This is a genomic window from Hymenobacter aquaticus (assembly GCF_004765605.1).
Lineage (GTDB): Bacteria > Bacteroidota > Bacteroidia > Cytophagales > Hymenobacteraceae > Hymenobacter > Hymenobacter aquaticus.
On the sequence record NZ_SRLC01000002.1, the window covers coordinates 1,222,416 to 1,244,960 of the forward strand.

22 protein-coding genes and 1 tRNA gene are annotated in these 22,545 nt (G+C 60.4%); 14 read left to right on the forward strand and 9 right to left on the reverse strand.

The annotated features are described in order from the left end of the window. Positions 1 to 6 precede the first annotated feature (6 nt). From ilvB to leuB, 9 genes are all read left to right on the forward strand, one after another. Positions 7 to 1,743, forward strand: coding sequence for a biosynthetic-type acetolactate synthase large subunit (gene ilvB / locus E5K00_RS17895; protein ID WP_135464643.1), 1,737 nt, complete (start codon positions 7 to 9; stop codon positions 1,741 to 1,743). A gap of 156 nt (positions 1,744 to 1,899) precedes the next feature. After that, complete coding sequence (gene ilvN, locus E5K00_RS17900; RefSeq protein WP_135464644.1) at positions 1,900 to 2,505, forward strand: acetolactate synthase small subunit; 606 nt, start codon at positions 1,900 to 1,902, stop codon at positions 2,503 to 2,505. Positions 2,506 to 2,740: 235 nt separating this feature from the next. Beyond that, positions 2,741 to 3,805 (forward strand): ketol-acid reductoisomerase, encoded by a 1,065-nt coding sequence (ilvC, locus tag E5K00_RS17905; protein WP_135464645.1) that lies wholly within the window; start codon positions 2,741 to 2,743, stop codon positions 3,803 to 3,805. After that, positions 3,798 to 5,072, forward strand: coding sequence for a threonine ammonia-lyase IlvA (ilvA, locus tag E5K00_RS17910; RefSeq protein ID WP_135464646.1), 1,275 nt, complete (start codon positions 3,798 to 3,800; stop codon positions 5,070 to 5,072). Before ilvC ends, ilvA begins: the two co-directional genes overlap by 8 nt. Before the next feature lie 400 nt (positions 5,073 to 5,472). Beyond that, on the forward strand, positions 5,473 to 6,639 hold the full coding sequence (locus E5K00_RS17915; RefSeq protein ID WP_135464647.1) for a 2-isopropylmalate synthase: 1,167 nt from the start codon (positions 5,473 to 5,475) through the stop codon (positions 6,637 to 6,639). A gap of 14 nt (positions 6,640 to 6,653) precedes the next feature. Next, the gene (locus E5K00_RS22875; RefSeq protein ID WP_167856940.1) at positions 6,654 to 6,800 is read left to right on the forward strand and encodes a hypothetical protein; all 147 of its coding nucleotides are present in this window, start codon (positions 6,654 to 6,656) and stop codon (positions 6,798 to 6,800) included. Between the two features lie 6 nt (positions 6,801 to 6,806). Next, the gene (leuC, locus tag E5K00_RS17920) at positions 6,807 to 8,267 is read left to right on the forward strand and encodes a 3-isopropylmalate dehydratase large subunit (RefSeq protein WP_135464648.1); all 1,461 of its coding nucleotides are present in this window, start codon (positions 6,807 to 6,809) and stop codon (positions 8,265 to 8,267) included. Between the two features lie 235 nt (positions 8,268 to 8,502). Beyond that, on the forward strand, positions 8,503 to 9,099 hold the full coding sequence (gene leuD, locus E5K00_RS17925; RefSeq protein WP_135464649.1) for a 3-isopropylmalate dehydratase small subunit: 597 nt from the start codon (positions 8,503 to 8,505) through the stop codon (positions 9,097 to 9,099). Continuing rightward, positions 9,087 to 10,208: a 3-isopropylmalate dehydrogenase gene (leuB, locus tag E5K00_RS17930; protein WP_135464650.1), complete on the forward strand. Its 1,122-nt coding sequence runs from the start codon at positions 9,087 to 9,089 to the stop codon at positions 10,206 to 10,208. The genes leuD and leuB overlap by 13 nt, the downstream gene beginning before the upstream one ends. Before the next feature lie 122 nt (positions 10,209 to 10,330). Here the strand turns inward: leuB and E5K00_RS17935 are convergent, their stop codons facing one another. From E5K00_RS17935 to fbaA, 3 genes are all read right to left on the reverse strand, one after another. Further along, positions 10,331 to 11,773 (reverse strand): carbohydrate-binding protein, encoded by a 1,443-nt coding sequence (locus E5K00_RS17935; protein WP_135464651.1) that lies wholly within the window; start codon positions 11,771 to 11,773, stop codon positions 10,331 to 10,333. Positions 11,774 to 12,309: 536 nt separating this feature from the next. Beyond that, entirely contained in the window at positions 12,310 to 12,843 is a 534-nt protein-coding gene (locus E5K00_RS17940) for a TetR/AcrR family transcriptional regulator (RefSeq protein ID WP_135464652.1), read from the reverse strand. A 276-nt stretch (positions 12,844 to 13,119) separates the two neighbouring features. Next, complete coding sequence (fbaA, locus tag E5K00_RS17945; protein WP_135464653.1) at positions 13,120 to 14,205, reverse strand: class II fructose-bisphosphate aldolase; 1,086 nt, start codon at positions 14,203 to 14,205, stop codon at positions 13,120 to 13,122. Between the two features lie 316 nt (positions 14,206 to 14,521). On the opposite strand from fbaA, the gene E5K00_RS17950 reads away from it, so the two are divergent. After that, complete coding sequence (locus E5K00_RS17950; RefSeq protein WP_135464654.1) at positions 14,522 to 15,574, forward strand: LacI family DNA-binding transcriptional regulator; 1,053 nt, start codon at positions 14,522 to 14,524, stop codon at positions 15,572 to 15,574. Here the strand turns inward: E5K00_RS17950 and E5K00_RS17955 are convergent, their stop codons facing one another. From E5K00_RS17955 to E5K00_RS22880, 6 genes are all read right to left on the reverse strand, one after another. Further along, a complete protein-coding gene (locus tag E5K00_RS17955; RefSeq protein ID WP_135464655.1) occupies positions 15,575 to 15,844 on the reverse strand; it encodes a hypothetical protein in 270 nt (89 codons plus the stop codon). 493 nt (positions 15,845 to 16,337) lie between these two features. After that, on the reverse strand, positions 16,338 to 16,634 hold the full coding sequence (locus tag E5K00_RS17960) for an STAS-like domain-containing protein (protein WP_135464656.1): 297 nt from the start codon (positions 16,632 to 16,634) through the stop codon (positions 16,338 to 16,340). 34 nt (positions 16,635 to 16,668) lie between these two features. Further along, complete coding sequence (locus E5K00_RS17965; RefSeq protein WP_135464657.1) at positions 16,669 to 17,481, reverse strand: hypothetical protein; 813 nt, start codon at positions 17,479 to 17,481, stop codon at positions 16,669 to 16,671. A 206-nt stretch (positions 17,482 to 17,687) separates the two neighbouring features. Then, positions 17,688 to 17,761, reverse strand: a tRNA-Arg gene (locus tag E5K00_RS17970). 124 nt (positions 17,762 to 17,885) lie between these two features. Further along, entirely contained in the window at positions 17,886 to 18,596 is a 711-nt protein-coding gene (locus E5K00_RS17975) for a TVP38/TMEM64 family protein (RefSeq protein ID WP_135464658.1), read from the reverse strand. A gap of 75 nt (positions 18,597 to 18,671) precedes the next feature. Then, positions 18,672 to 18,848: a hypothetical protein gene (locus E5K00_RS22880; RefSeq protein ID WP_167856941.1), complete on the reverse strand. Its 177-nt coding sequence runs from the start codon at positions 18,846 to 18,848 to the stop codon at positions 18,672 to 18,674. A 198-nt stretch (positions 18,849 to 19,046) separates the two neighbouring features. On the opposite strand from E5K00_RS22880, the gene E5K00_RS17980 reads away from it, so the two are divergent. The 4 genes from E5K00_RS17980 to E5K00_RS17995 all read left to right on the forward strand — a co-directional run bounded on the left by E5K00_RS17980 (position 19,047) and on the right by E5K00_RS17995 (position 22,511). After that, positions 19,047 to 20,186 (forward strand): cystathionine gamma-synthase, encoded by a 1,140-nt coding sequence (locus E5K00_RS17980; protein ID WP_135464659.1) that lies wholly within the window; start codon positions 19,047 to 19,049, stop codon positions 20,184 to 20,186. Positions 20,187 to 20,195: 9 nt separating this feature from the next. Continuing rightward, positions 20,196 to 20,498: a hypothetical protein gene (locus E5K00_RS17985; RefSeq protein ID WP_135464660.1), complete on the forward strand. Its 303-nt coding sequence runs from the start codon at positions 20,196 to 20,198 to the stop codon at positions 20,496 to 20,498. 57 nt (positions 20,499 to 20,555) lie between these two features. Continuing rightward, entirely contained in the window at positions 20,556 to 21,434 is an 879-nt protein-coding gene (locus E5K00_RS17990) for an SGNH/GDSL hydrolase family protein (RefSeq protein WP_135464661.1), read from the forward strand. Positions 21,435 to 21,518: 84 nt separating this feature from the next. Then, on the forward strand, positions 21,519 to 22,511 hold the full coding sequence (locus E5K00_RS17995; RefSeq protein WP_135464662.1) for an MBL fold metallo-hydrolase: 993 nt from the start codon (positions 21,519 to 21,521) through the stop codon (positions 22,509 to 22,511). Positions 22,512 to 22,545 lie beyond the last annotated feature (34 nt).

A 22,545-nucleotide genomic window follows, 5' to 3' on the forward strand; every position in this document is an offset into this window, starting at 1 on the left:
AAGCCTATGTTAACGCAGGACAAGACAACCCAGCTGGCCCCGGAAACGGCGCGGCAAACTATGTCGGGCGCGGAAATGACCTTGCGGGCCCTGCTGGCCGAAGGGGTCGACACCGTTTTCGGCTACCCCGGCGGCGCCATCATCCCGATTTACGATGCGCTGTACGACTTCGAAAGGCAGCTCAACCACGTGCTGGTGCGCCACGAGCAGGGCGGAATTCACGCCGCCCAGGGTTACGCCCGCGCTTCGGGCAAGGTGGGCGTCGTGTTTGCCACCAGCGGCCCGGGCGCTACCAACCTCGTCACGGGTTTGGCCGACGCGCAGATTGACAGCACGCCGCTGGTCTGCATCACGGGCCAGGTGTTTGCCCACTTGCTCGGCACCGACGCCTTCCAGGAAACCGACATCATCAACATCACCACGCCGGTTACCAAGTGGAATTTTCAGGTCACGGAGGCCAGTCAGCTGCCCGAGGCCCTGGCCAAGGCCTTTTACCTGGCCCGCAGCGGCCGGCCGGGTCCGGTTTTGATTGACATTACCAAGAATGCCCAGCTCCAGCAGTTCGACTTTCCCGAGTACCAGCCCTGTAACCACATCCGCAGCTACCGGCCCGCGCCCATCGTGCGGCCCGAGTACGTGGAAGCCGCCGCTACGCTGATCAACCAGGCCAAGCGTCCCTTCGTGCTCTGGGGGCAGGGCGTGACGCTGGGCCAGGCCGAGGAGGAATTCCGCGCCTTTATCGAGAAAAGCGGCATTCCGGCGGCCTGGACCATTCTGGGAGCTGGCGTTTTGCCCACCAGCCACCCGCTGAACGTGGGCATGCTGGGCATGCACGGCAACTACGGCCCCAACGTGCTGACCAACGAGTGCGACGTGCTCATTGCCATCGGCATGCGCTTCGACGACCGGGTCACCGGCCGCCTCGACAAATATGCCAAGCAGGCCCAGGTCATCCACCTCGACATCGACCCCACCGAAATCGACAAGAACGTGGCAACCACGGTGCCGGTGTGGGGCGACTGCAAGGAAACCTTACCCATGCTCACGGCGCTTATTGAGGCGAAAACGCACCCGGAGTGGCGGCGGCGCTTTGAGCAGTACCGGGCCGAGGAAGTAGCCGCCGTCATCCAGGACGAGCTGTTTCCGACTTCCGACGAGCTGACGATGGGCGAGGTAATTCAGCAGCTCAACGAGTTGACCCGGGGCGAGGCCATCGTGGTAACCGACGTGGGCCAGCACCAGATGGTGGCTTGCCGTTACGCCCGCTTCAACCACGCCCGCAGCAACATCACCAGCGGCGGCCTGGGTACTATGGGCTTTGCCTTGCCGGCCGCCATCGGCGCCAAGTTTGGCCGCCCCGACCGGCCCGTAGTTGCCATTATCGGCGACGGGGGCATTCAGATGACGATTCAGGAGCTGGGCACGATTATGCAAACCGGCGTCGAGGTCAAAATCATCATTCTCAACAACCAGTTTCTGGGGATGGTGCGGCAGTGGCAGGAGCTGTTTCACGAGCGACGCTACTCCTTCGTCAACATCGCCAGCCCCGACTACGTGACGGTGGCCAGCGGCTACAGCATTGCCGGCCGCCGCGTGGCGGAGCGCCACGAGTTGCAAAGCAGCCTGCGGGAAATGCTCCAGCACCCCGGCTCTTTCCTGCTGGAAGTCATGGTGACCCGGGAAAACAACATTTTCCCCATGGTGCCCCAGGGCTGCAGCGTGAGCGAAATCCGGTTGCGCTGAGAGGTGGGGTTAAAATAGAACGTCATTCCGAGCGGAGCAAAGCGCAGCCGAGGAATCTCGCGTGCAGTGGTAATCAAATTAGTATGGCAACGTCAGCACGCGAGATGTCTCGCGGAGGCTCGACATGACGGTCAGGACAAACAACGAACATCAGCCATGAGTGAGCACCCCATTGACCGGCAGGAATACAACATCACGGCCTACACCGAGAATCAGATTGGCCTGCTCAACCGCATTGCCATCATTTTCTCGCGCCGCAAGCTCAATGTGGAGAGCCTGAATACCTCGCCCTCCGAAATCGAGGGAATTCACCGCTTCAACATCGTGATTCACGAGACGGAGGACGTGGTGCGCAAGATTGCCAAGCAGATCGAAAAGCAGGTGGAAGTGCTCAAGGTCTACTACAACACCAACCAGGAAGTCATCTGGCAGGAAATGGCCCTCTACAAGGTGCCCACCGACGTCATTGCCGAAAAAGCCTCCGTGGAGCGCCTCTTGCGGGAGCACGGGGCCCGGGTCGTGGTCATCCGCAAGGACTACACCGTGTTTGAAACCACCGGCCACCGCGAGGAAACCGACATGCTGATCAAGGTTTTGCAGCCCTACGGCCTCATCGAGTTCGTGCGCTCGGCCCGCATTGCCATCATCAAGCACAGCGACGGGTTCAACCGCAAGCTGCGCGAGTTTGAGCGCACCGAGCCCGGCTCGGAAGTCGTGGAAAACGAGTTTCTGAACAACCGCGACGAGGTGTTTTCGATGTAGCCCGCGTCGTCAGACCGTCATTCCGAGCGCAGCCGAGGAATCTCGCGTGCAATGCTAACCACTCGGCACTGCAACGAAGCGGGAGAGATGCTTCGGCTGCGCGGACGACAGATGCAGCATGACTAATTAGTGTGGCAACGTCAGCACGCGAGATTCCTCGGCTCCGCTCGGAATGACGGTCTGCTGGATAAAAATCAACTCAACAATCATCAACCAACCCCCAACAATCACCATCATGGCAACCATCAACTTTGGCGGCGTAGAAGAAACTGTAATTACCCGCGACGAGTATCCGCTGTTCAGGGCCCAGGCCTATCTGAAGGACGAAGTCATTGCCGTGATTGGGTACGGGGTGCAGGGTCCGGGCCAGGCGCTGAATCTGCGCGACAACGGCTTTCACGTCATCATCGGGCAGCGTCAGGACTCACCTTCCTGGGAAAAGGCTCTGCAGGATGGCTGGGTCGAAGGTGAGACGCTGTTTTCCATCGAGGAAGCCGCCGCCCGGGGCACCATCATTGCCAACCTGCTTTCCGACGCCGGCCAGATTGCGCTGTGGCCCACGCTGAAAGCCCACCTCACGCCGGGTAAAACCCTCTATTTCTCCCACGGCTTCGGCATCACCTTCAACGACCAGACCAACATCATCCCGCCCGCCGACGTGGACGTGATTCTGGTGGCGCCCAAGGGCAGCGGCACGAGCTTGCGCCGGCTGTATCTGCAGGGTGGCGGGCTGAACTCGTCGTATGCCGTGTTCCAGGATGCTACCGGCGAGGCCCTGGAAAAAGCCATTGCCCTGGGCATCGGCGTCGGTTCGGGCTACCTGTTCGAAACCGACTTCAAGCGCGAAGTATACTCCGACCTCACCGGGGAGCGGGGCGTGCTGATGGGCGCCTTAGCCGGCATCATCGAGGCCCAGTACCAGGTGCTGCGCCAGCGCGGCCACTCGCCCTCCGAGGCTTTCAACGAAACCGTGGAAGAGCTGACCCAGAGCCTGGTGCCGCTGGTCGGCGAAAACGGCATGGACTGGATGTTCAGCAATTGCTCGGTGACGGCCCAGCGCGGTGCCCTCGACTGGAAGGGCCGTTTCCGCGAAGCTACCCTACCCGTGCTCAATGAGCTCTACGACAGCGTGGCCTCCGGTAAGGAAGCCGAGCGCACCATTCAGCGCGGCTCCACGCCCAACTACCGCAAGGAGCTCGAAGCCGAGTTGCAGGAAGTCCGGGAGTCGGAGCTCTGGCAGACCGGCGCGACGGTGCGCCAGCTCCGCTCCCTGAAGAAAACCGCCGAAGCCGATGCCTAACGACACTATAGCCCCTTCAGCCCCCGCCGTGCTGCTCGCCAACGTGGAGCAGGCCGCCCGCACCTTGCAGGGCGTGATTTACGAAACCCTGCTCCAGCAAAATCTGGGCTTATCGGCTACTTACGGCGCGGCGGTGTACCTGAAGCGGGAAGACTTGCAGGTGGTGCGCTCTTACAAAATCCGGGGTGCCTATAACAAGATTTCCCAGCTGGCCCGGGAGCAACACCGGCCGGAAGTAGTGTGCGCCAGCGCCGGCAACCATGCCCAGGGCGTGGCCTACGCCTGCCAGCTGCTGGGGCTGAAGGGCTACATTTTCATGCCGGCCAACACGCCCGCCCAGAAGGTGAGCAAAGTCCGTTTATTCGGTAAAGAGCAGGTCGAAGTTATCCTGACCGGCGCCACCTTCGACGACACGTTTCAGGCGGCCCGGCAGTTTTGCGACGAGCGGGGTAGCGCCTTTGTCCACCCGTTCGATGACCTGGCCATTGTCGAGGGCCAGGCCACCGTCGGGCTGGAAATCCTGAAGGCCGCGCCCCAGGTCATCGACTACGTGTTCATGCCCATCGGGGGCGGCGGCCTGGCCTCGGGCGTGGGCAGCGTGTTTCGGCAGCTCAGCCCCAACACCAAGCTGATAGGCGTGCAGCCGTTGGGCGCCCCATCCATGCAGCAGGCCATCCGGGCCGGGCGGCGGCAGGCGCTGGCGCACATCGAAAGCTTCGTGGATGGCGCGGCCGTGAAGTGCCCCGGCGCCCTGACCTTCGAGATGTGCCGGGAGCTGCTCGACGACGTGGTGCTGGTGCCCGAAGGCCAGGTTTGCGAAGACCTGCTCCGGATGTACAACGAGGAAGGCATCGTGCTGGAACCGGCCGGCACGCTCAGCATCTCGGCCCTGCGGCAGTTCGCCGCCGAAATCCGGGGCAAAACGGTGGTGTGCGTGCTCAGCGGCTCCAACAACGACATTACCCGCATGGAGGACATCAAGGAGCGGGCCATGCGCCACCAGGGCCTGAAGCACTACTTCATGGTGACCTTCAACCAGCGCCCCGGGGCCCTGCGCCGCTTCGTAAGCCAGGTCTTGCAGCCCGACGACGACATCATCCACTTCCAGTACATCAAGAAAAACAACAAGGAAAAAGGCCCGGTCTTCGTCGGCATCGAAGTCCAGAAGCCCCACGAAATCGAGGTAATCCAGCAACGGATGCAGCAGGAAGGCTTCGCCTACGAGTACCTGAACGGCAAGCAGGATTTTCTGAGTTTGTTGGTGTAAGTGACCCATACAGTAGAACGTCATTCCAAGCGAAGTCGAGGAATCTCGCGTGCTGATGTTATTTATCCTGTCATCCTGAGCTGTGCGAAGGACCTGCCTCACCTATCCCACTGCAGCTTATACCAACGCACAAAAGCCCTTTACCGCGCCGGTAGTAAAGGGCTTTTGTGCGTTAAATAACCTTGGTCAGAACATGGAGGAAGGTCCTCCGCGCTGCTCAGGATGACAGCTGATTTACCGTTAGCCACTGTATTCTATTGATTGTAAAAATGTTAATAATCAGATAGTTGAAATTTAAAAACCAGTTATTGGAAATAGTAGGCGTGCCGAAAATTCGTTTTCCCGGCCGCGCTTTGCCGGTGTACTTGCAAACAGCAATTCGCTATAAGTACTCCGATATATGACTGCCCAGAAAATTCAGATCTTCGATACGACCCTGCGCGACGGGGAACAGGTGCCCGGCTGCAAGCTCAACCAAGACGAAAAACTCGTCATTGCCCGGCAGCTGGAGCTCCTCGGTGTCGACGTGATTGAGGCGGGCTTCCCCGTATCGAGTCCGGGCGACTTTGCCGCCGTGGCGGCCATTGCGGCCCAAACCCGCGAGGCCACGGTCTGCGGCCTGTCCCGGGCCGTGGAAAACGACATTCGGGTGGCGGCCGAATCGTTGCGGCACGCCCGCTACCCGCGGATTCATACCGGCATCGGCACCTCGGAGTCCCACATCAGGTTCAAGCTCAACTCCACGCCCGAGCAAGTCATTGAGCGGGCCGTGGCCGCCGTGAAGCTGGCCAAGTCTTTCGTGGAAGACGTAGAGTTTTACGCCGAAGACGCCGGCCGCACCGACAACGAATACCTGGCCCGCGTGTGCGAAGCCGCCATCCGGGCCGGCGCTACGGTGCTGAATATTCCCGATACCACCGGCTATTGTTTGCCCGAGGAGTACGGCGCCAAAATCAAATATCTGTACGAAAACGTGCGGGGCGTGCACAACGTGACGCTTTCCACGCACTGTCATAACGACTTGGGCTTGGCCACGGCCAATTCCATTGCCGGCGCCCTGAACGGGGCCCGGCAGATTGAATGCACCATCAATGGGGTAGGGGAGCGGGCCGGCAACACGGCGTTAGAGGAGGTTGTGATGATTCTGCGCCAGCACCCTTACCTCCATTTGGATACCAGCATCACCACGCAGCTCCTGGCCGAAACCTCGGCTATGGTGTCGCAGCTGATGTGCATGCCCGTGCAGCCTAACAAGGCTATTGTGGGCGCGAATGCCTTTTCGCATTCGAGTGGGATACACCAGGACGGCGTAATCAAGCACCGCGAGACGTACGAAATCATTGATCCGCGCGAGGTGGGCGTGGCGGATTCGTCGATTGTACTAACCGCTCGCTCGGGGCGCGCCGCCCTGGCGTACCGCCTGCAAAAAATTGGCTACGACTTCGACAAAAACGCCCTCAACAAGGCCTACGCCTCCTTCCTGCAACTGGCCGACCGCCAGAAGGAAGTAGTCGACACGGACCTGCACATGTTGGTGGAACAGGAAAACCTGGTCGCCGCCTCCTAATTCGCTTGCCGCTTATGAACCTGCCCCTGCAACACAGCAACGTCGAGCCGCGCCTGGCCGCCCGCTCCGCCCGCTGCCCCGACTGGATAAGCTACGCCGCCGAACAAGCCCGCCAGAGCAGCCGGCCGGCGGAAAATACCGCTCCCAAGGCTTCAAAATAGCTTCTCATGGCCAAGTCCTTATTCGATAAAATCTGGGATGCCCACGTGGTGAAAACCATTCCCGGCGGGCTGGAGGTGTTCTACATCGACCGGCACCTGATTCACGAAGTCACCAGCCCGCAGGCCTTCGATGAGCTGCAGGAGCGGGGCTTGCCGCTGAGCCGACCGGAGCAAATCCTGGCCACCGCCGACCACAACGTGCCGACCCGCAACCAGCACCTGCCGATTCAGGACCCGCTGAGCCGCTCCCAGGTGGATAAGCTCACCGAAAACTGTGAGAAGTTCGGCGTGGAGCTGTTCGGGCTGGGCCACCCCTACCAGGGCATCGTGCACGTCATCGGGCCGGAGCTGGGCGTCACCCAGCCGGGCATGACCATCGTCTGCGGCGACTCGCACACCTCGACCCACGGCGCGTTCGGGGCCATTGCCTTCGGCATTGGCACCAGCCAGGTCACCCAGGTTATGGCCTCGCAGTGTTTGCTCATCAGCCGCCCCAAGCGCATGCGCATCACCGTGGACGGCGAATTGCGGCCCGGCGTAACGGCCAAGGACGTTATTCTCTACATCATCGCCCAGCTCGGCACGGGCGGGGCCACGGGCTACTTCGTGGAGTACGCCGGTAGCGCCATTCGCGGCCTGAGCATGGAAGGCCGCATGACGGTCTGCAACATGAGTATCGAAATGGGCGCCCGCGGCGGCCTCATTGCCCCCGATGCCACCACGTTCGAGTACCTGCAAGGTCGGCCCTACGCCCCGCAGGGCGAGCGGTGGGCGCAGGCCGTGGCGTATTGGCAAACGCTGTATTCGGAGGAAGGCGCCGCGTTTGAGTCGGAGCTAACGTTCGACGCGGCCGCCATACCCCCGATGATAACCTACGGCACCAACCCCGGCATGGGCATTGCGCTCAGCAGCTTCATCCCGGTGCTCGGCACCGACGGGGAAGCCGCCAGCTTCGACAAGTCGTTGGCCTACATGGGCTTCACGCCCGGTGAATCCTTGCTGGGTAAGGAAATCAACTACGTCTTTATCGGCAGCTGCACCAACTCCCGCATCGAGGACCTGCGGGCCGTGGCGGCCTACGTGAAGGGCAAACACAAGGCCGAGCATGTGGAGGCCATTATCGTGCCCGGCTCCAAGCTGGTGGAAAAGCAGGCCATAGCCGAAGGCCTCGACCAAGTGCTGGCCGAAGCGGGCTTTGAGCTGCGGGAGCCCGGCTGCTCGGCCTGCCTGGCCATGAACGACGACAAGATTCCGGCCGGCGCCTACTGCGTCTCCACTTCCAACCGCAACTTCGAAGGCCGCCAGGGCCCCGGGGCCCGCACCCTGCTGGCCAGCCCGCTGGTGGCCGCCATCACGGCCGTGGAAGGCCGCATTGTCGATATCACCCAGTATTTGGGCGAGGAAACAAAGCAGAACGTCATTCCGAGCGCAGCCGAGGAATCTCGCGTGCTGACGTTGCAAGAGTAATCTGATTACCACAGCACGCGAGATGTCTCGCTAGGGCTCGACATGACGGCCTGATAGAATTAACCAAACCCAACCCAGCCACTTTGCCGCGACCCTCGCGTCGCACGGTACGCAAGCGAGAGGAGGAACCGGCTAGGGAGCCGGCCTCGGGCCCGCCGGACCAGCCAGCTACCGGAAACTGGTTTCTCCTTTCACTTGACGCCGGCTAACCGCTCACTTCCATTTCGTCCCACCCATGGAAAAATTTCAAACGCTAAGCTCGGGCGTCGTCCCGCTGCCCATCGAAAACGTCGATACGGACCAGATTATCCCGGCCCGTTTCCTGAAGGCCACCACCCGGGAGGGGTTTGGCCAGAACCTGTTTGCCGACTGGCGCTACCAGCCCGACGGGCAGCCCAAGGCCGATTTCGTACTCAACAACTCCCGCTACCAGGGCCAGATTCTGCTGGCGGGCAAAAACTTCGGCTGCGGTTCCAGCCGGGAGCACGCTGCCTGGGCCCTGTATGACGCGGGCTTCAAGGTGGTTATTTCGAGCTACTTCGCCGACATTTTCCGCGGCAACGCCCTGAACACGGGCTTGCTGCCGTTGCAGGTGTCGGAGGAAGTGTTGCAGGGCCTGTTTCGGCAAATTGAGCTGGAGCCCGAAACCCAGCTGGTAGTGGATTTGCCCAGCCAGACCTTGTCGATTCCAGTCTGGGAAACCAGCATCGGATTCGAGCTGGACGCTTACAAAAAGGAGTGCCTCATCAACGGCTACGACGACATCGACTATCTGGTGAGCCAACGGGACGCCATCAAAACCTACGAACAGCTGCGCAAATGGGTATTTTAAGCAAACGAATCGTGGTGCTGCCCGGCGACGGTATCGGGCCGGAAGTGTGTCAGGAAGCGGTGCGGGCCCTGAAGGCCGTGGCCGATAAGTTCGGGCACGAGTTCGTCTTCGACTACCAGCTCATGGGCGCCTGCGCCATCGACGCCACCGGCGACCCACTCCCGGCAGCCACGCTCGAGGCCTGCCGCGCCGCCGACGCCGTGCTGCTCGGGGCCATCGGCGACCCGAAATACGACAACAACCCCAGCGCCCAGGTGCGCCCCGAGCAAGGGCTGCTGCGCCTGCGCAAGTCGCTGGGCCTCTACGCCAACATTCGGCCCGTAACGGCCTACGACCGGCTGCTGGAGCACTCCCCGCTGAAAAAGGACCGGATTCAGGGTGCCGACATGCTCATCTTTCGGGAGCTAACCGGCGGCATCTACTTCGGCGAGAAAGGCCGGAATGCTGACGGCTCAGCCTACGACAACTGCACCTACAGCCGCTTCGAAATCGAGCGAATTGCCCACCGCGCCTTCCGGGCCGCCGAAACGCGCCGGGGCAAGCTGACGTTGGTAGACAAGGCCAACGTGCTGGAAACCTCCCGGCTGTGGCGCGAAGTGGTGCAGGATCTGGCGTTGCAGTACCCGAAAGTGCTGGTCGATTACCTGTTCGTCGACAACGCGGCCATGCAGATAATTCTGAACCCCAGGCAGTTCGATGTGATTCTCACCGAGAATATGTTCGGCGACATTATCTCGGACGAAGCCTCCGTCATTGCCGGCTCCTTGGGCCTGTTGCCCTCGGCCTCCGTCGGCGACGAAGTGGCGCTGTTTGAGCCCATTCACGGCTCCTATCCGCAGGCCAAGGGCAAGGGCATTGCCAACCCCATTGCCACGATTCTGTCGGCGGCCATGCTGCTGGAGCACTTCGGGTTGCAGGAAGAAGCCAACTCGGTGAAAAAGGCCGTGGACAACGCCCTGGAGCAAGGTGTGCTGACGCCGGAGCTCAACGCCAAGTCGCCCTACACCACCGAGCAGGTGGGCAGCTTCGTGGCCTACGGCATCCTGGACATTCTGGACTGCCAGCTCCACAAAAACAACATTGCTCTGGGCTTGAGCACGATTATTTAGAATTGGTTTGGTAATGCAAAAAAGTCCGCTCCCAGTCTGGGAACGGACTTTTTGCGTTTTCAAGCACTATTCCAGAACGTCATTCCGCGGCGGTGCTCAACGGGGCGGGCGTAAGCTGGCCACTATTCTGCTCCCTTCACGAAGCGGCGCGTCACGCTGGCCTGGCCGTCCGCGGAAAGGCGCAGCGTGTACACCCCGGCTTGCAGCGCCGAAACGTCTAGGTCGGCAGTGGCGAGCTGGCCGCTGAGCACGGTGCGGCCGGTGACGTCGACCACTTGGTACTGGCTGCCGAGCAGGCTGGCCTCGGCGCGGAAACGCAGGGTGCGGGTAGTCGGGTTGGGGTACAGTTCCAGGTTCTGGTCGAGGCGGGGGCTGGGGGTGGCCAGCGTGGGGCTGGCCGGGCGGGCGGCACTGGCTTTGGTAATCCGGATCCAGTTGAGGTTCCAGCCGCCGGTTTGGGCAAACACGCCGAAGTTGTAGGTCCCCGCATTCACGTTGACCGTTTTCGATACCGTGGTCCAGTTCTGCCAGCCGCCGGTAGCCGGCACGGCCACGTTGCCGAGGGGAATCGAGCCGGCGTTCAGATCCGACGACAAGGTGCCGCCCGCGGGGCTGGCTACGCGGTATTCCAGGGTGTAAGTGCCCGAAGTCGGGAAGTTGATGCCGTTGTAGGCCAGCCAGTCGCCGGCGTCAATCCAGCCCACGTCCTGCCCGCCGCCGGTGTCCGAGCAGCCTTCGAGCTGCACCCCGTTCATGGCGCTATAACTTTCGGCCTGAATGGTCACCGACGAAGTGGGCGGGGGCGTACTGGTTTTCTGGTACACCCGCACGTAGTCCACAAACATGGTGGCGGGCAGCTTGCTTTCGTCCACGGTTTGCCCGGGCCAGTTGCCGGCCACGGCCAGGTTCAGCAGCAGGAAAAAGGGCCGCTGAAACTCCTCGGTGCCGCCCGTACCGCCGCTGATGTTGATTTCGTGGTACTTCACGCCGTCCACAAACCAGCGGATGTAGGTCGGTTCCCATTCCACCGAGTACACGTGGTAGGCGTCGGGCGAGGTAATGATGTTGCCGCCGTATTCGGCGTGGCCGTTGCTGTCCCAGTGCACGGTGCCGTACACCTTGTTTTCGGCGTTGATGTGCTCCATGACGTCAATTTCGCCGCAGGCCGGCCAGCCCACCGAGCCGATATTGGCCCCCAGCATCCAGAAGGCGGGCCACAGGCCCTGGCCCAGGGGCAGCTTCATGCGGGCCTCAATCTTGCCGAAGGTAAACTGCTTCAACCCCTGGGTTTTCATCCGGGCCGAGGTGTAGGGCATGCCGCCCACGTTTTCCCGGCGGGCCGTAATCATCAGATCCGTGCCGTTCACGGTGGCGTTGGCCCGCTGGTAGTACTGCTTTTCGTTGTTGCCCCAGCCGCCGCCACCGGTTTCGAACACCCAGCTGGAGCTGATGCTGCCGTTGAACTCATCGGCCCAGACTTGCTGGTAAGTTTGGGCTTTGGCCGGAACGTGGCACAATGCCAGGAAAGCCGCGGCGCGCCACAGCATGGTAAAGGTCTTTTTCATCGTTGGTGGGGTTGGAAGTGGAAAGAACAGACGTGCGGAAGCTGGCCGAGCGTACGGGCTTAGAAAGTCAGGGCCGGACGGGAAAAGTGAAGGGGAGCTAGGCGACGGCGCGGGCAATAGGCGAAGCTGCGCGGCGAGAGAAAAAGGTCGGTAGCAACAGGAGCAGAGTAGCCAAATATATCCTGCTGGGCGGGCGAAAAGCAAGCTGCAAGCCCGGATGAATAAGCCGGGTGCCCTTGATTCGCGAGTCAGCTACACGCTTACAGCACACCTGTCCCGCCTGGTTTAGCCCGCACAGCTGGCTCGGTTTTTACTTTTACGGCACATCATCCTGCGGTTAAAAAACACGCAAAAAACTTTGTTGAATAGCTTGCTTGGTTGTTATAATTTCAAAATATGAGTTATAATACTATAAATGATCCAATAATCAGCTTCTTTGACCACCGAGTTGCGGCTGCAAAACCGGCCCGGTTTTCGCGCGCAAAAAAGCCGGCCCATTGCTGGTCCGGCCTGGTCGTACTGCTCACCCGCCGCCGCTACGCCTGGTCCTGGTACTTGGATTTGATGAAGTCCAGGGTTTCCTGGATCTGCTCGTCGGTTTTCTGGGCCTGAATCTTCCACAGCGCGTCGATGAGCAGCAGCAGCAGGCTGACTTCCTTGTCCGGCTCGGCGTAGCCCAGCTTCACGAAGGCGCGGTGCAGCAGGGCCGGCACGGGCTGCAAAAACCGCTCGTGCTGCTTCTGCGCCACGTCGTTGTTGGTCAGGCGCGACTGTAGCTTCCAGAAGTGCGGCTCTTCCTTGACCAGCTTGTAGGGCAGCTCAATCACGCTGTGAATCAGGCCCAGCGCGTCGCGCTCCTCCAGCCAGCCCCGGTTGGCCTCGATGATACGCTTGTAGCCGTTCTTGATAATAAACTCCAGGAGCTGTTCTTTGGAGCCGAAGTATTTGAAAATCAGGGCTTCCGAAACACCGGCCTCCTTGGCAATGAGTTGCGTGGGCGTATGCTCGAAGCCTTTCTCGCCGAATAGCTGCAATGCTACCTGGGCAATGTGCTGCTTACGGTTCGTCATGGGTGCGTTCTGTTAGGCGGGGTATTCCCGCGCGTGTTGCTGGCCGGCCAGCAATAAGTGGATTCCGACGGTGAGGGTTGCTACCTGCACCAGCGCGGCGGGTAAGGCTCTACTCACCTAGCAACCCTGCAAATCTATTACTCTATGGCTTCTCATCCATACCTGTATACTGGTAAACTACGATACTTTTCCAAAAACCACCGTCAGCGGGAGGGGGTAAGCGCAAAAAAAGCCCCCGCCAAATCTGACGGGGGCTTTTTTAGAAGGGTGTGCCAACTAGGGGCGGCGGTTGATGGCGTTCAGGTCGTCGAAGGCCTGCTTGAGACGCGTCACGAAGCTTTCTTCGCCCTTGCGCAGCCACACGCGCGGGTCGTAGTACTTCTTGTTGGGCGAGTCGGCGCCGCTGGGGTTGCCGATCTGGCCTTGCAGGAAGCCTTCGTTTTTCACGTAGTAGTCCCGGATACCGTCCCACAGGGCCCACTGCAGGTCGGTGTCGAGGTTCATCTTGATGGCGCCGTAGCTGATGGCCTCGCGGATTTCCTCCTGCGACGAGCCCGAGCCGCCGTGGAAGACGAAGTCGATGGGCAGGGCCTCCTCGATGTTGTGCTTCTGGCGCAGAAACTCCTGGGAGTTGTGCAGAATCTTGGGTTGCAGCTTCACGTTGCCGGGCTTGTACACGCCGTGCACGTTGCCGAAAGCGGCGGCGATGGTGAAGCGGTTGCTCACCTCGCTCAGCTGCTCGTAGGCGTAGGCCACTTCCTCGGGCTGGGTGTAGAGCTTCGAAGAGTCCACGTCGGAGTTGTCCACGCCGTCTTCCTCGCCGCCGGTTACGCCCAGCTCAATTTCCAGCGTCATGCCGATTTTGGCCATGCGCTCCAGGTAGCGCTTGCAGATTTCGATGTTTTCCTCAATCGGCTCTTCCGACAGATCCAGCATGTGGGAGCTGTAGAGGGGCTGGCCGTACTGGGCGAAGTGCTTTTCGCCGGCCGCGAGCAGGCCGTCGATCCAGGGCAGGAGCTTCTTGGCGGCGTGGTCGGTGTGCAGAATCACGGGCACGTCGTAGAGCTCGGCCATCAGGTGCACGTGCTGAGCACCCGAAATGGCGCCGGCAATGCTGGCCTGCTGCTTGTCGTTGGCAATGGATTTGCCGGCGAAAAACTGCGCCCCGCCGTTCGAGAACTGGATAATAACGGGCGAGTTGACCGCCTTGGCCGTTTCCAGCACGGCATTCACCGTGTTGGTGCCCGTCACGTTGACGGCCGGCAAGGCAAAGCCCTGGGCCTTGGCCACCTTGAACAGGGATTGAACTTCGTCGCCGTGGAGCACGCCGGCGCGCAGGCCGGTAAGCGTTGATTCTGCCATTGAGGAAGAGAAATTAGGGTACGAAAGGAGAATAGGAGAGAAAAGTGCGGCTAAAAAGCTGCCACCGCGCCGTGGAATACTCCGGGAAGAAAGCCGGGCCGCCTCCCGCAAGTCCACCGCCGCTATGACCGGCTAGTAATAAGAAAGTCAGGCGGAAAACTGCCGGCCAAACCGGCGGAATCTGCCGTATACTTCGGAAGCGGCTACGCCCCGGAAGTGGGCTAAAGATAAGGCAGATTTCATACACGCGCGGGTTCGACTGTGAAATTGGCTCTATCTTGAGCCCCGGCACACGTCCAATCAATTTTTTCCGCGCATGGCAAATCGTCGGGCCTCCATTACTGACTTAGCAAAAGCCCTCAACCTCTCAGCCTCCACCGTCTCCCGGGCCCTGGCCGACCACAACGATGTGAGCGAAGCCACCAAGGAGCGGGTGCGGGCCCTGGCCAAGGAACTGAACTACCAGCCCAACCAGCTGGCCGCCGCCCTGCGCCGGGGCCGCAGCAAAACCCTGGGCGTACTCGTGCCCCACATCACCGGCAACTTCTTTCCGCACGTGGTGCACGGCATTGCCACCGAAGCCAGCAAATCGGGCTACAACGTGCTGATCTGCCAATCGGACGAGGATGTGCAACAGGAAAAGAAGAACATCGACCTGTTCATGAATGCCCAGGTGGAAGGCATTCTGGTGTCGTTGGCCAACACCACCCAGGACTTCGCCCACTTCGACGCGGTGAAGGACCAGCGCCTGCCGCTCGTGTTCTTCGACCGGATCATTGAGGGGTTTCAGGGCCCCAACGTCAGCGCGGTGGTGCTCAACGACTACCTGGGCGCCTACCAGGCCGTGTCGCACCTGATTGAGCAGGGCTGCACCCGCATTGCCATTTTCAGCGGGCCGCTGCACGTGAACATCAATAAGAACCGCTACCAGGGCTACGTCGATGCCCTCACGGCCCACGGCCTGCCCCTGCGCCCCGAGTACGTGTCGCACCACGCCGACATCAACCTGAAAAGTGGCACCCAGGCCATGCGCAAGCTGCTGCGCATGGCCCAGCGCCCCGACGCCGTGTTTGCCTCCAACGACCTGGCCATCGTCGGGGCCATGCAGGTGGCCAAGGAGCAGGGCCTGCGCGTACCCGACGACATAGCCCTGGTCGGCTTCAGCAACGAGGCCTTCACCGAGCTGACCGAGCCCACGCTGACTTCGGTAGACCAGCGCAGCGAGCAGATGGGCCGCACCGCCGTGCGCCTGCTGCTCAAGCTCCTGAACCGGCCCGCCACGGCTTCGCCCCTCAAGCCCGTGGTGCTGGAGCCCAAGCTCATCGTGCGGGACTCGTCGGTACGGCTGGCGCGCAAGGAGAGGAACTGATTATTGGGTCAGCAGCTTGTTGCGTAGGTATTCGACATCACTTAACAGCTCCTGCGCCAGTTTCTGGTCGGAGGGAGAGGTAGCCAGCTTGCGCAGATCATTGACAATGCCCGTCAGGAAGGCCATGTTGCTGCCCGGGTAGCTGGTCAGGTAATTGCCAACCGGCACCAAGTGGTCGTCTTTGGGCTGGCTCTGCGCCCACGCTAGGCTGGCGCGCAGGCTGTATGCTGCGAGGAGGAACAGGAAACTACCGGCTCGGACACGGAACATTACTGCACTGAGATGGATGGATAAAGTATAGATGCATCGGAAGCTACTACTGCACACGCAGATACAGCAAAATAAAAAAGGCCCTCAGCGTGCTGCTGAGGGGCTTTTCTGTGGTCGCATAAGGATTAAACAGGTACATTTAGTCTCCATTGCTTTCCATCGAATACCACGCTGAGGGCTTCGAAAACGCTATTGTTCTGCATTGAGTGGAAAGCAATGGAAAGCAACAATACGAAAACTGCCACAGAATTATGCCACAGACCGCTGTATGCCGGGCGACCGGCGGGCGTACTCCTGCAGAAGTTTGATTGTGTCAACACTGATGTAGTGTAGTGGCTGAAGCTACTCTCAGTAGTATTGCCGGTCGACTACATCACTAGGTGCGCCTGCCGCTTGATAGAGTTTGAGTGGCCGGTTGCAAGTCGGGTGCCTAGTTCTCTAAAAGAAAGAAGCCCCTTCGTAATCTACGAAGGGGCTTCTTTCTTTTAGAGAACTAGGCGAAATGCCGGGAGAACTTATCAATATAATCTTTGATTGCTAAAGCCTGAGAAGGCTTAAAGTCAACAAGCTTAACAAGTTCACGCACACGATCAACGCCAAAGTTCTCGATGAGTTCACCAAACGATGAGTTTAGGAAAGAAGAAGACATCGGAGTAGCGCCTTTCAACGAAAGACGTACAATCTGTCCTGCACGGAAGTATTTCTCTAACACCGTTTTTAGGCTATAGCCATCGGCGTTGGTGGATGTGCCAGCCACAATGTGAGCCACATACACTACTGCAGGTTCCATATATCGATATATGATTTAGGAGGTGGGAAAACGCTTATAAACTAAAGTCAAACTCTTCTAATTCGACTTCAGCTTCAGGCAGTGCGTCAGTGTCGATGGACACTACTATCAACGTGCCAGGGAAAAAATGGTTCAGGGTGCTTAGCTGTAAGGCCCCTGTTGAAGTCTGTACAAGCATAGCGAAATTTGATAAGATTGTCAAGCTTCCACCTAGACCACGTACAGCTTCTGACAAAGTATTTAAGCCAAAGCCACGGTTTTGTGGGGTAGACTGGGTAGTTACTCGTCTACGCAAAGCAGCACGTAATGCATCTGTGTCAGATAAAGCGCTTTTGCCACGCTTTTGCCAGAGTTTGTTGATGGAGTTTGGGATTCCTACACCAAAGTCACATACGGCTGTTACTATCTTCTTTTTCTTAGGGTAGAACTGAGATACACAATAGCCCCCAGCTGGTGATTTGGCATGGTCATGTACGTTGTTGAATAGCTCAGCTAAGCAGACATACAGGACGTCCAAGCTTCTATTGCCCGGAACTATGCTTTCGTAGAAGACTCGAGCATGATCCGCATATGCATTGATCATGTCCTTATTAATCTGCCACAGACACAAGGTACTGCGCAAATATACTCGATTGTACTGGCTCCTGTCAAAATCAGGCTTCCAATAGTCGTATAGTCGAAGCCCACTTAGGTAATACTGCAGATTATTAGAGCCTCCCTCGAATTGTGGTGACAAGCCATGCCTATGATATTCTTCAATTAAGCATGCTAAAGCTACGATATGGCCTGGTTCTAAAAAGGAGCAATAATTGAAGGTGACTGCAAGGGGTGCGGCATTGCCTAACATATGTAGGCGAGCTTGATTCAGGAATGATGCGAAGTAAGCATACGATCCAGAAGGGACATTGATAAGTGGAATTGAACTAGCAATAGGGAGCTCTAATTTAGGCTTTGTACAGAAGCACTTGTTAGTCGAACCGAAGATAATTTCTGCAAAACTGCCACAGGGAAATAACAAAAAGGCCCTCAGCGTGCTGCTGAGGGCCTTTTCTGTGGTCGCATAAGGAGTCGAACCTTAAACCTTCTGATTCGTAGTCAGATGCTCTATCCAATTGAGCTATGCAACCGTTTACCGTTTTGGTGCTGCAAAGATACGGGCAAAAAATTGGCGCGCGCAAATCCGGGGCAATAATAATTCTGAAAAAAGGCCCTCAGGGCTCGCAAAAGGCTGAAAGTCAGTTTTAATATTTTCTACTCAGCTGTCGTGCTCCGGTTCAGGGCGCGCTTGAGGGCCCGATTGAAGACGTAGTAGAGCCCGAACAGGGAAATAACGACCAGGACCAGCAGCAGCAGCTTGCCCGCCGTGCCGGTGTCGGGGTGATTCACGAGGGCAAACACATCCTGGGCCTTGGTGCCGAGCCAGTAGAAGAACAAGCTGCGCGGCAGCATACCCAGCACGCTGCCCAGCAGAAACCGCCGCCGGTCGATGCGCATTACGGCCAGCACGAAGGTCATCAGGGCGAAGGGCAGCACCGGGGAAATGCGGGTGAGGATGATGAGTTGCAGGCTTTCGTTTTTGAGCTCCCGCATCACGGCGTCGGCCTTGGGGAAGTGGTGCAGAAAGGTTGTCATCTTGCCGTGGTCGAGGCGGGAGGCCACCTCGTAGCCCACCAGGGCCGCCAGCGCGTAGGCCACCACCATGCCCGGCAGCCCGGCCCAGTCGAAGTAAAACCCCGTAACCAGCGCTACAAACGTAGTAGGCGTGAGGGCGAAGGCCATCGTGACGCCGATAAGCAGGAAGTAGAGCAGCACCTGGCCCAGGCTCAGGTGGTGTAGCAGATCCTGGTAGTTGTAGAGCAGAATGGTGAGCGAAGTGCTGCCGACAACGGGCATGGCCACCAGCAGTCCCATCGAGAGCAGGGTAGAGGCGTTTTTTTGGAAAAGCTCTTTAAGAAAAGCCATAGGCAGGGCGCAAAAACAATCGGGCCGGCTAAGAGCAGCCGGCCCGAAGGTAAAACGAAAGAACGGGGCAGAAGGCTACACTTCTTCCTCGGGTTTGCCGGTGGCGTCGGCTTCGAGGGCCAGCTGGGGCTCGGCCGGCCCGTTGGTTTCGCCTGCGTCGTGGGGTTGCGTGATGGTGCCGGTTTGGGGAGGCAGTCTGCCGGGCTGGTGGGGACGGCCTGCGCGGCCAGGAGGGTGCCGGGCAGCACCCACAGGAGTAGAATGGAAGGGGTTTCGAGCCTGCAACAGGAGAGGGCCGAACAGGATCTGGTCATGAAGACACGCCTGAAATACCGGGCTTGGACGCGCAGTCCATGATGGCAGGAAAACTTTTCTGTCGCCGACCTTCTTACCTTTGACGCCCAACGCTGAGCATCGCGTCTTCCTTTTCGATTCCGTAATCCGTTCCCCATGAAATTCGGTACCAAAGCCATCCACGCCGGCGTGCACCCTGACCCCACCACCGGGGCCATCATGACGCCCATTTACCAGACGTCCACCTATGTGCAGCGCTCCCCCGGCGACCACAAAGGCTACGAATACTCGCGCACCCACAACCCCACCCGCACCCAGCTGCAGGATGCCCTGGCCGCCCTCGACAACGGCCAGCACGGCCTGGCCTTCGCCTCGGGCATGGCCGCCACCGACTGCGTAATCAAGCTGTTGCAGCCCGGCGACGAGGTGATTTCGACCAACGACCTGTACGGCGGCTCTTACCGCATCTTCACCAAAGTATACGAGCCGCTGGGCATCAAATTCCACTTCGTGCCCATGCACGACATGGAAGCCGTGCGGGCCAAGGTGAACGAGCGGACCAAGCTGATCTGGGTGGAAACGCCGACCAACCCGCTGCTCAACGTCATCGACATTGCCGCCGCTTCTGCCGTGGCCAAGGAAGCCGGGGCCCTGCTGGTGGTCGATAACACCTTCTCCACGCCCTACCTGCAAACCCCGCTGGCGCTGGGCGCCGACATCGTGGTGTACTCGCTGACCAAGTACATGGCCGGCCACTCCGACACCGTGATGGGCGCCCTGGTGTACAACGACGACCAGCTGCACGAGCGCCTGAGCTTCTACCAGAACGCCTGCGGCGGCACGCCCGGCCCCCAGGACTGCTTCCTGGTGCTGCGCGGCCTCAAAACCCTGCACATCCGGATGCAGCGCCACTGCGAAAACGGCCGTAAGATTGCCGAGTACCTCAAGGCCCACCCCAAGGTGGAGAAAGTGTACTGGCCCGGTTTTCAGGACCACCCCAACCACGCGGTGGCGGCCCGGCAGATGAACGACTTCGGCGGCATGATTTCCTTCGTGCTCGAAGGCGACCGGAAAGAGGACGCCATTGCCGTGCTGGAGAAATTCCAGCTGTTTTCGTTGGCCGAAAGCCTGGGCGGCGTCGAAAGCCTCTCGGGCCACCCCGCCACCATGACGCACGCCAGCATTCCGGCCGAGGCCCGCAAGGCCGCCGGCCTCTCCGACTCCCTGATCCGCCTCAGCGTGGGCATTGAGGACGTGGAAGACCTGATTGAGGATCTGAAGCAGGCCATCGGCTAAGACTGGGTTTTGTCCCTGAACAAAGAGGGGAAGTCGGATGAAATTCATCCGGCTTCCCCTCTTTTTTATCCGACGGCGGGTGATTTTTATCCGGGCTCGGATAAAAATCATGGGAGCGGCCATAAAAATCACGGGGGCTTCCGTGAAATTCATCCGGCCGCCCGTGAAATTCACAGGAGTGCCCGTGAAATTCATCCGAACTCCCGTGAATTTTGCCCGGCTGCCTGTGATTTTTATGGAAGCGCCCGTGAAATTCATCCGAGCTCCCGTGAATTTTATAGGAGCGCCCGTGAATTTCCTCCGGCTGCGTAGCGGGCAATCTGCGGGGCGGGGCGGGCCGTATATGGGGCCGGTTCATTTCTGCTGCCTATGCGCTTTCTGCTGCTTCTGTATCTTTTTCTCGGCTTTGGCTGCACCCAGAATGAGCCCTCGGTACCTCAGCCCGGCGGCGTGGGCGCAACGGATGCACCCGCCTCGGGCAACACCTTTCTGTCGTTGGGCGACTCCTACACCATTGGCGAAGGAGTGCCCAGCGCCGACCGGTGGAGCGTGCAGCTGGCCCGCACGGCCGGCCTGGCCCCGCCCGACATCATTGCCCGCACCGGCTGGACTACCGGCGAGCTGCAGCAAGCCATTCAGGCGGCCAACAATACCCGCACCTACGACCTGGCCCCGCCCGACATCATTGCCCGCACCGGCTGGACTACCGGCGAGCTGCAGCAAGCCATTCAGGCGGCCAACAATACCCGCACCTACGACCTGGCCCCGCCCGACATCATTGCCCGCACCGGCTGGACTACCGGCGAGCTGCAGCAAGCCATTCAGGCGGCCAACAATACCCGCACCTACGACCTGGTGTCGTTGCTTATTGGCGTGAATAACCAGTACCGCCGGCTGCCGCTGGCCTCTTACCGCACCGAGTTTCGGGAGCTGCTGCACACGGCCACCCGGTTTGCCGGCAACCGCCCGGGGCGGGTATTCGTGCTCAGCATTCCGGACTGGGGCCGCTCGCCCTACGGGCAGCACGACGACCCGGCCCGCATTGCCGCGGAAATTGACCAGTTCAACGCCGTGGCCCGCGCCGAGTGCCAGCAGGCCGGCATTGCCTACGTCGACATTACCGACCTGACCCGGGCCGCCGCCGACGACGCCAGCCAGTTTGCCCCCGATGGCCTGCACTATTCGGGCCGGCAGATGCAGCAATGGGCCGCGCGGGCGTTGCCCGCGGTCAAGGGCCTGCTCAGGTAACACGGCCGAAAAAGCCCCGCCGTAAAGTAAAGCCGGGAGCTGCGCGTCTGGTAAGCCAGCCGACCTTACCATTGCGGCTTTGCTATGAAAACACCTTCGCAGTTTGACGGTAAAAAATACCGGAACACAGTGCCCACCGGTATGTCGATGGACTATGGCCGGATGCTGGGCCGCTGGCTGCGGGGCCCCGAGGAGCGGGAGCCCAAAACGCCGCTGGGCCCGTTTCGGGCCGATGCCGCCGCGCTGGCCGAGCCGGTGCCGGCCGCCGCGCTGCGCGTCACGTGGCTGGGCCATTCCTCCACGCTGCTGGAGCTGGACGGCAAACGGTTTCTCACCGACCCGGTGTGGGCCGAGCGCGCTTCGCCTTCGGGCCTGATTGGGCCCAAACGGTTTTTTGCCCCGCCGCTGCCGCTGGCCGAGCTGCCGCCCCTCGACGCGGTGCTGCTCTCGCACGACCATTACGACCACCTCGACCGCGCCGCCATCCGGGTGCTGGCCCGCACCGGAGTGCCGTTTTTCTGCCCGCTGGGCGTGGGAGCCCACCTGCGCCGCTGGGGCGTGCCGGCCGCCAACATCACCGAGCTGGACTGGTGGCAGGAGGTAGCCCTGGGCGATACGCACCGGCTGGCCGCCACGCCGGCCCGGCACTTCTCGGGCCGGGGCCTCACCCGCGACAATACGCTCTGGGCGTCGTGGTGCGTGCTCGGGCCCACGCACCGCGCCTTTTTCGGCGGCGACTCCGGGCCCTACGAAGCCGGGTTCCGGGAAATCGGGGCGGCGTACGGCCCGTTCGACCTGGTGATGCTGGAAATCGGGGCCTACGATGAGCTGTGGGCCGACATTCACATGGGCCCCGACCACGCGCTGGCCGCGCAGCAGGCCCTGGGCGGCGGGGCGCTGCTGCCGCTGCACTGGGCGACGTTCAACCTGGCCTTTCACGGCTGGACCGAGCCGGTGGAACGGCTACTGCGGGCCGCGCCGCCGCGGCAAGTGCCGCTGCTGCTGCCCCGCCCCGGCCAGCGCGTCGACGTGGCCGCCGGGGCCTACAGCGCGGAATGGTGGCGGCCGGCCAACTAAAACGGCCGGCTCCCAGGTGGGAGCCGGCCGTTTA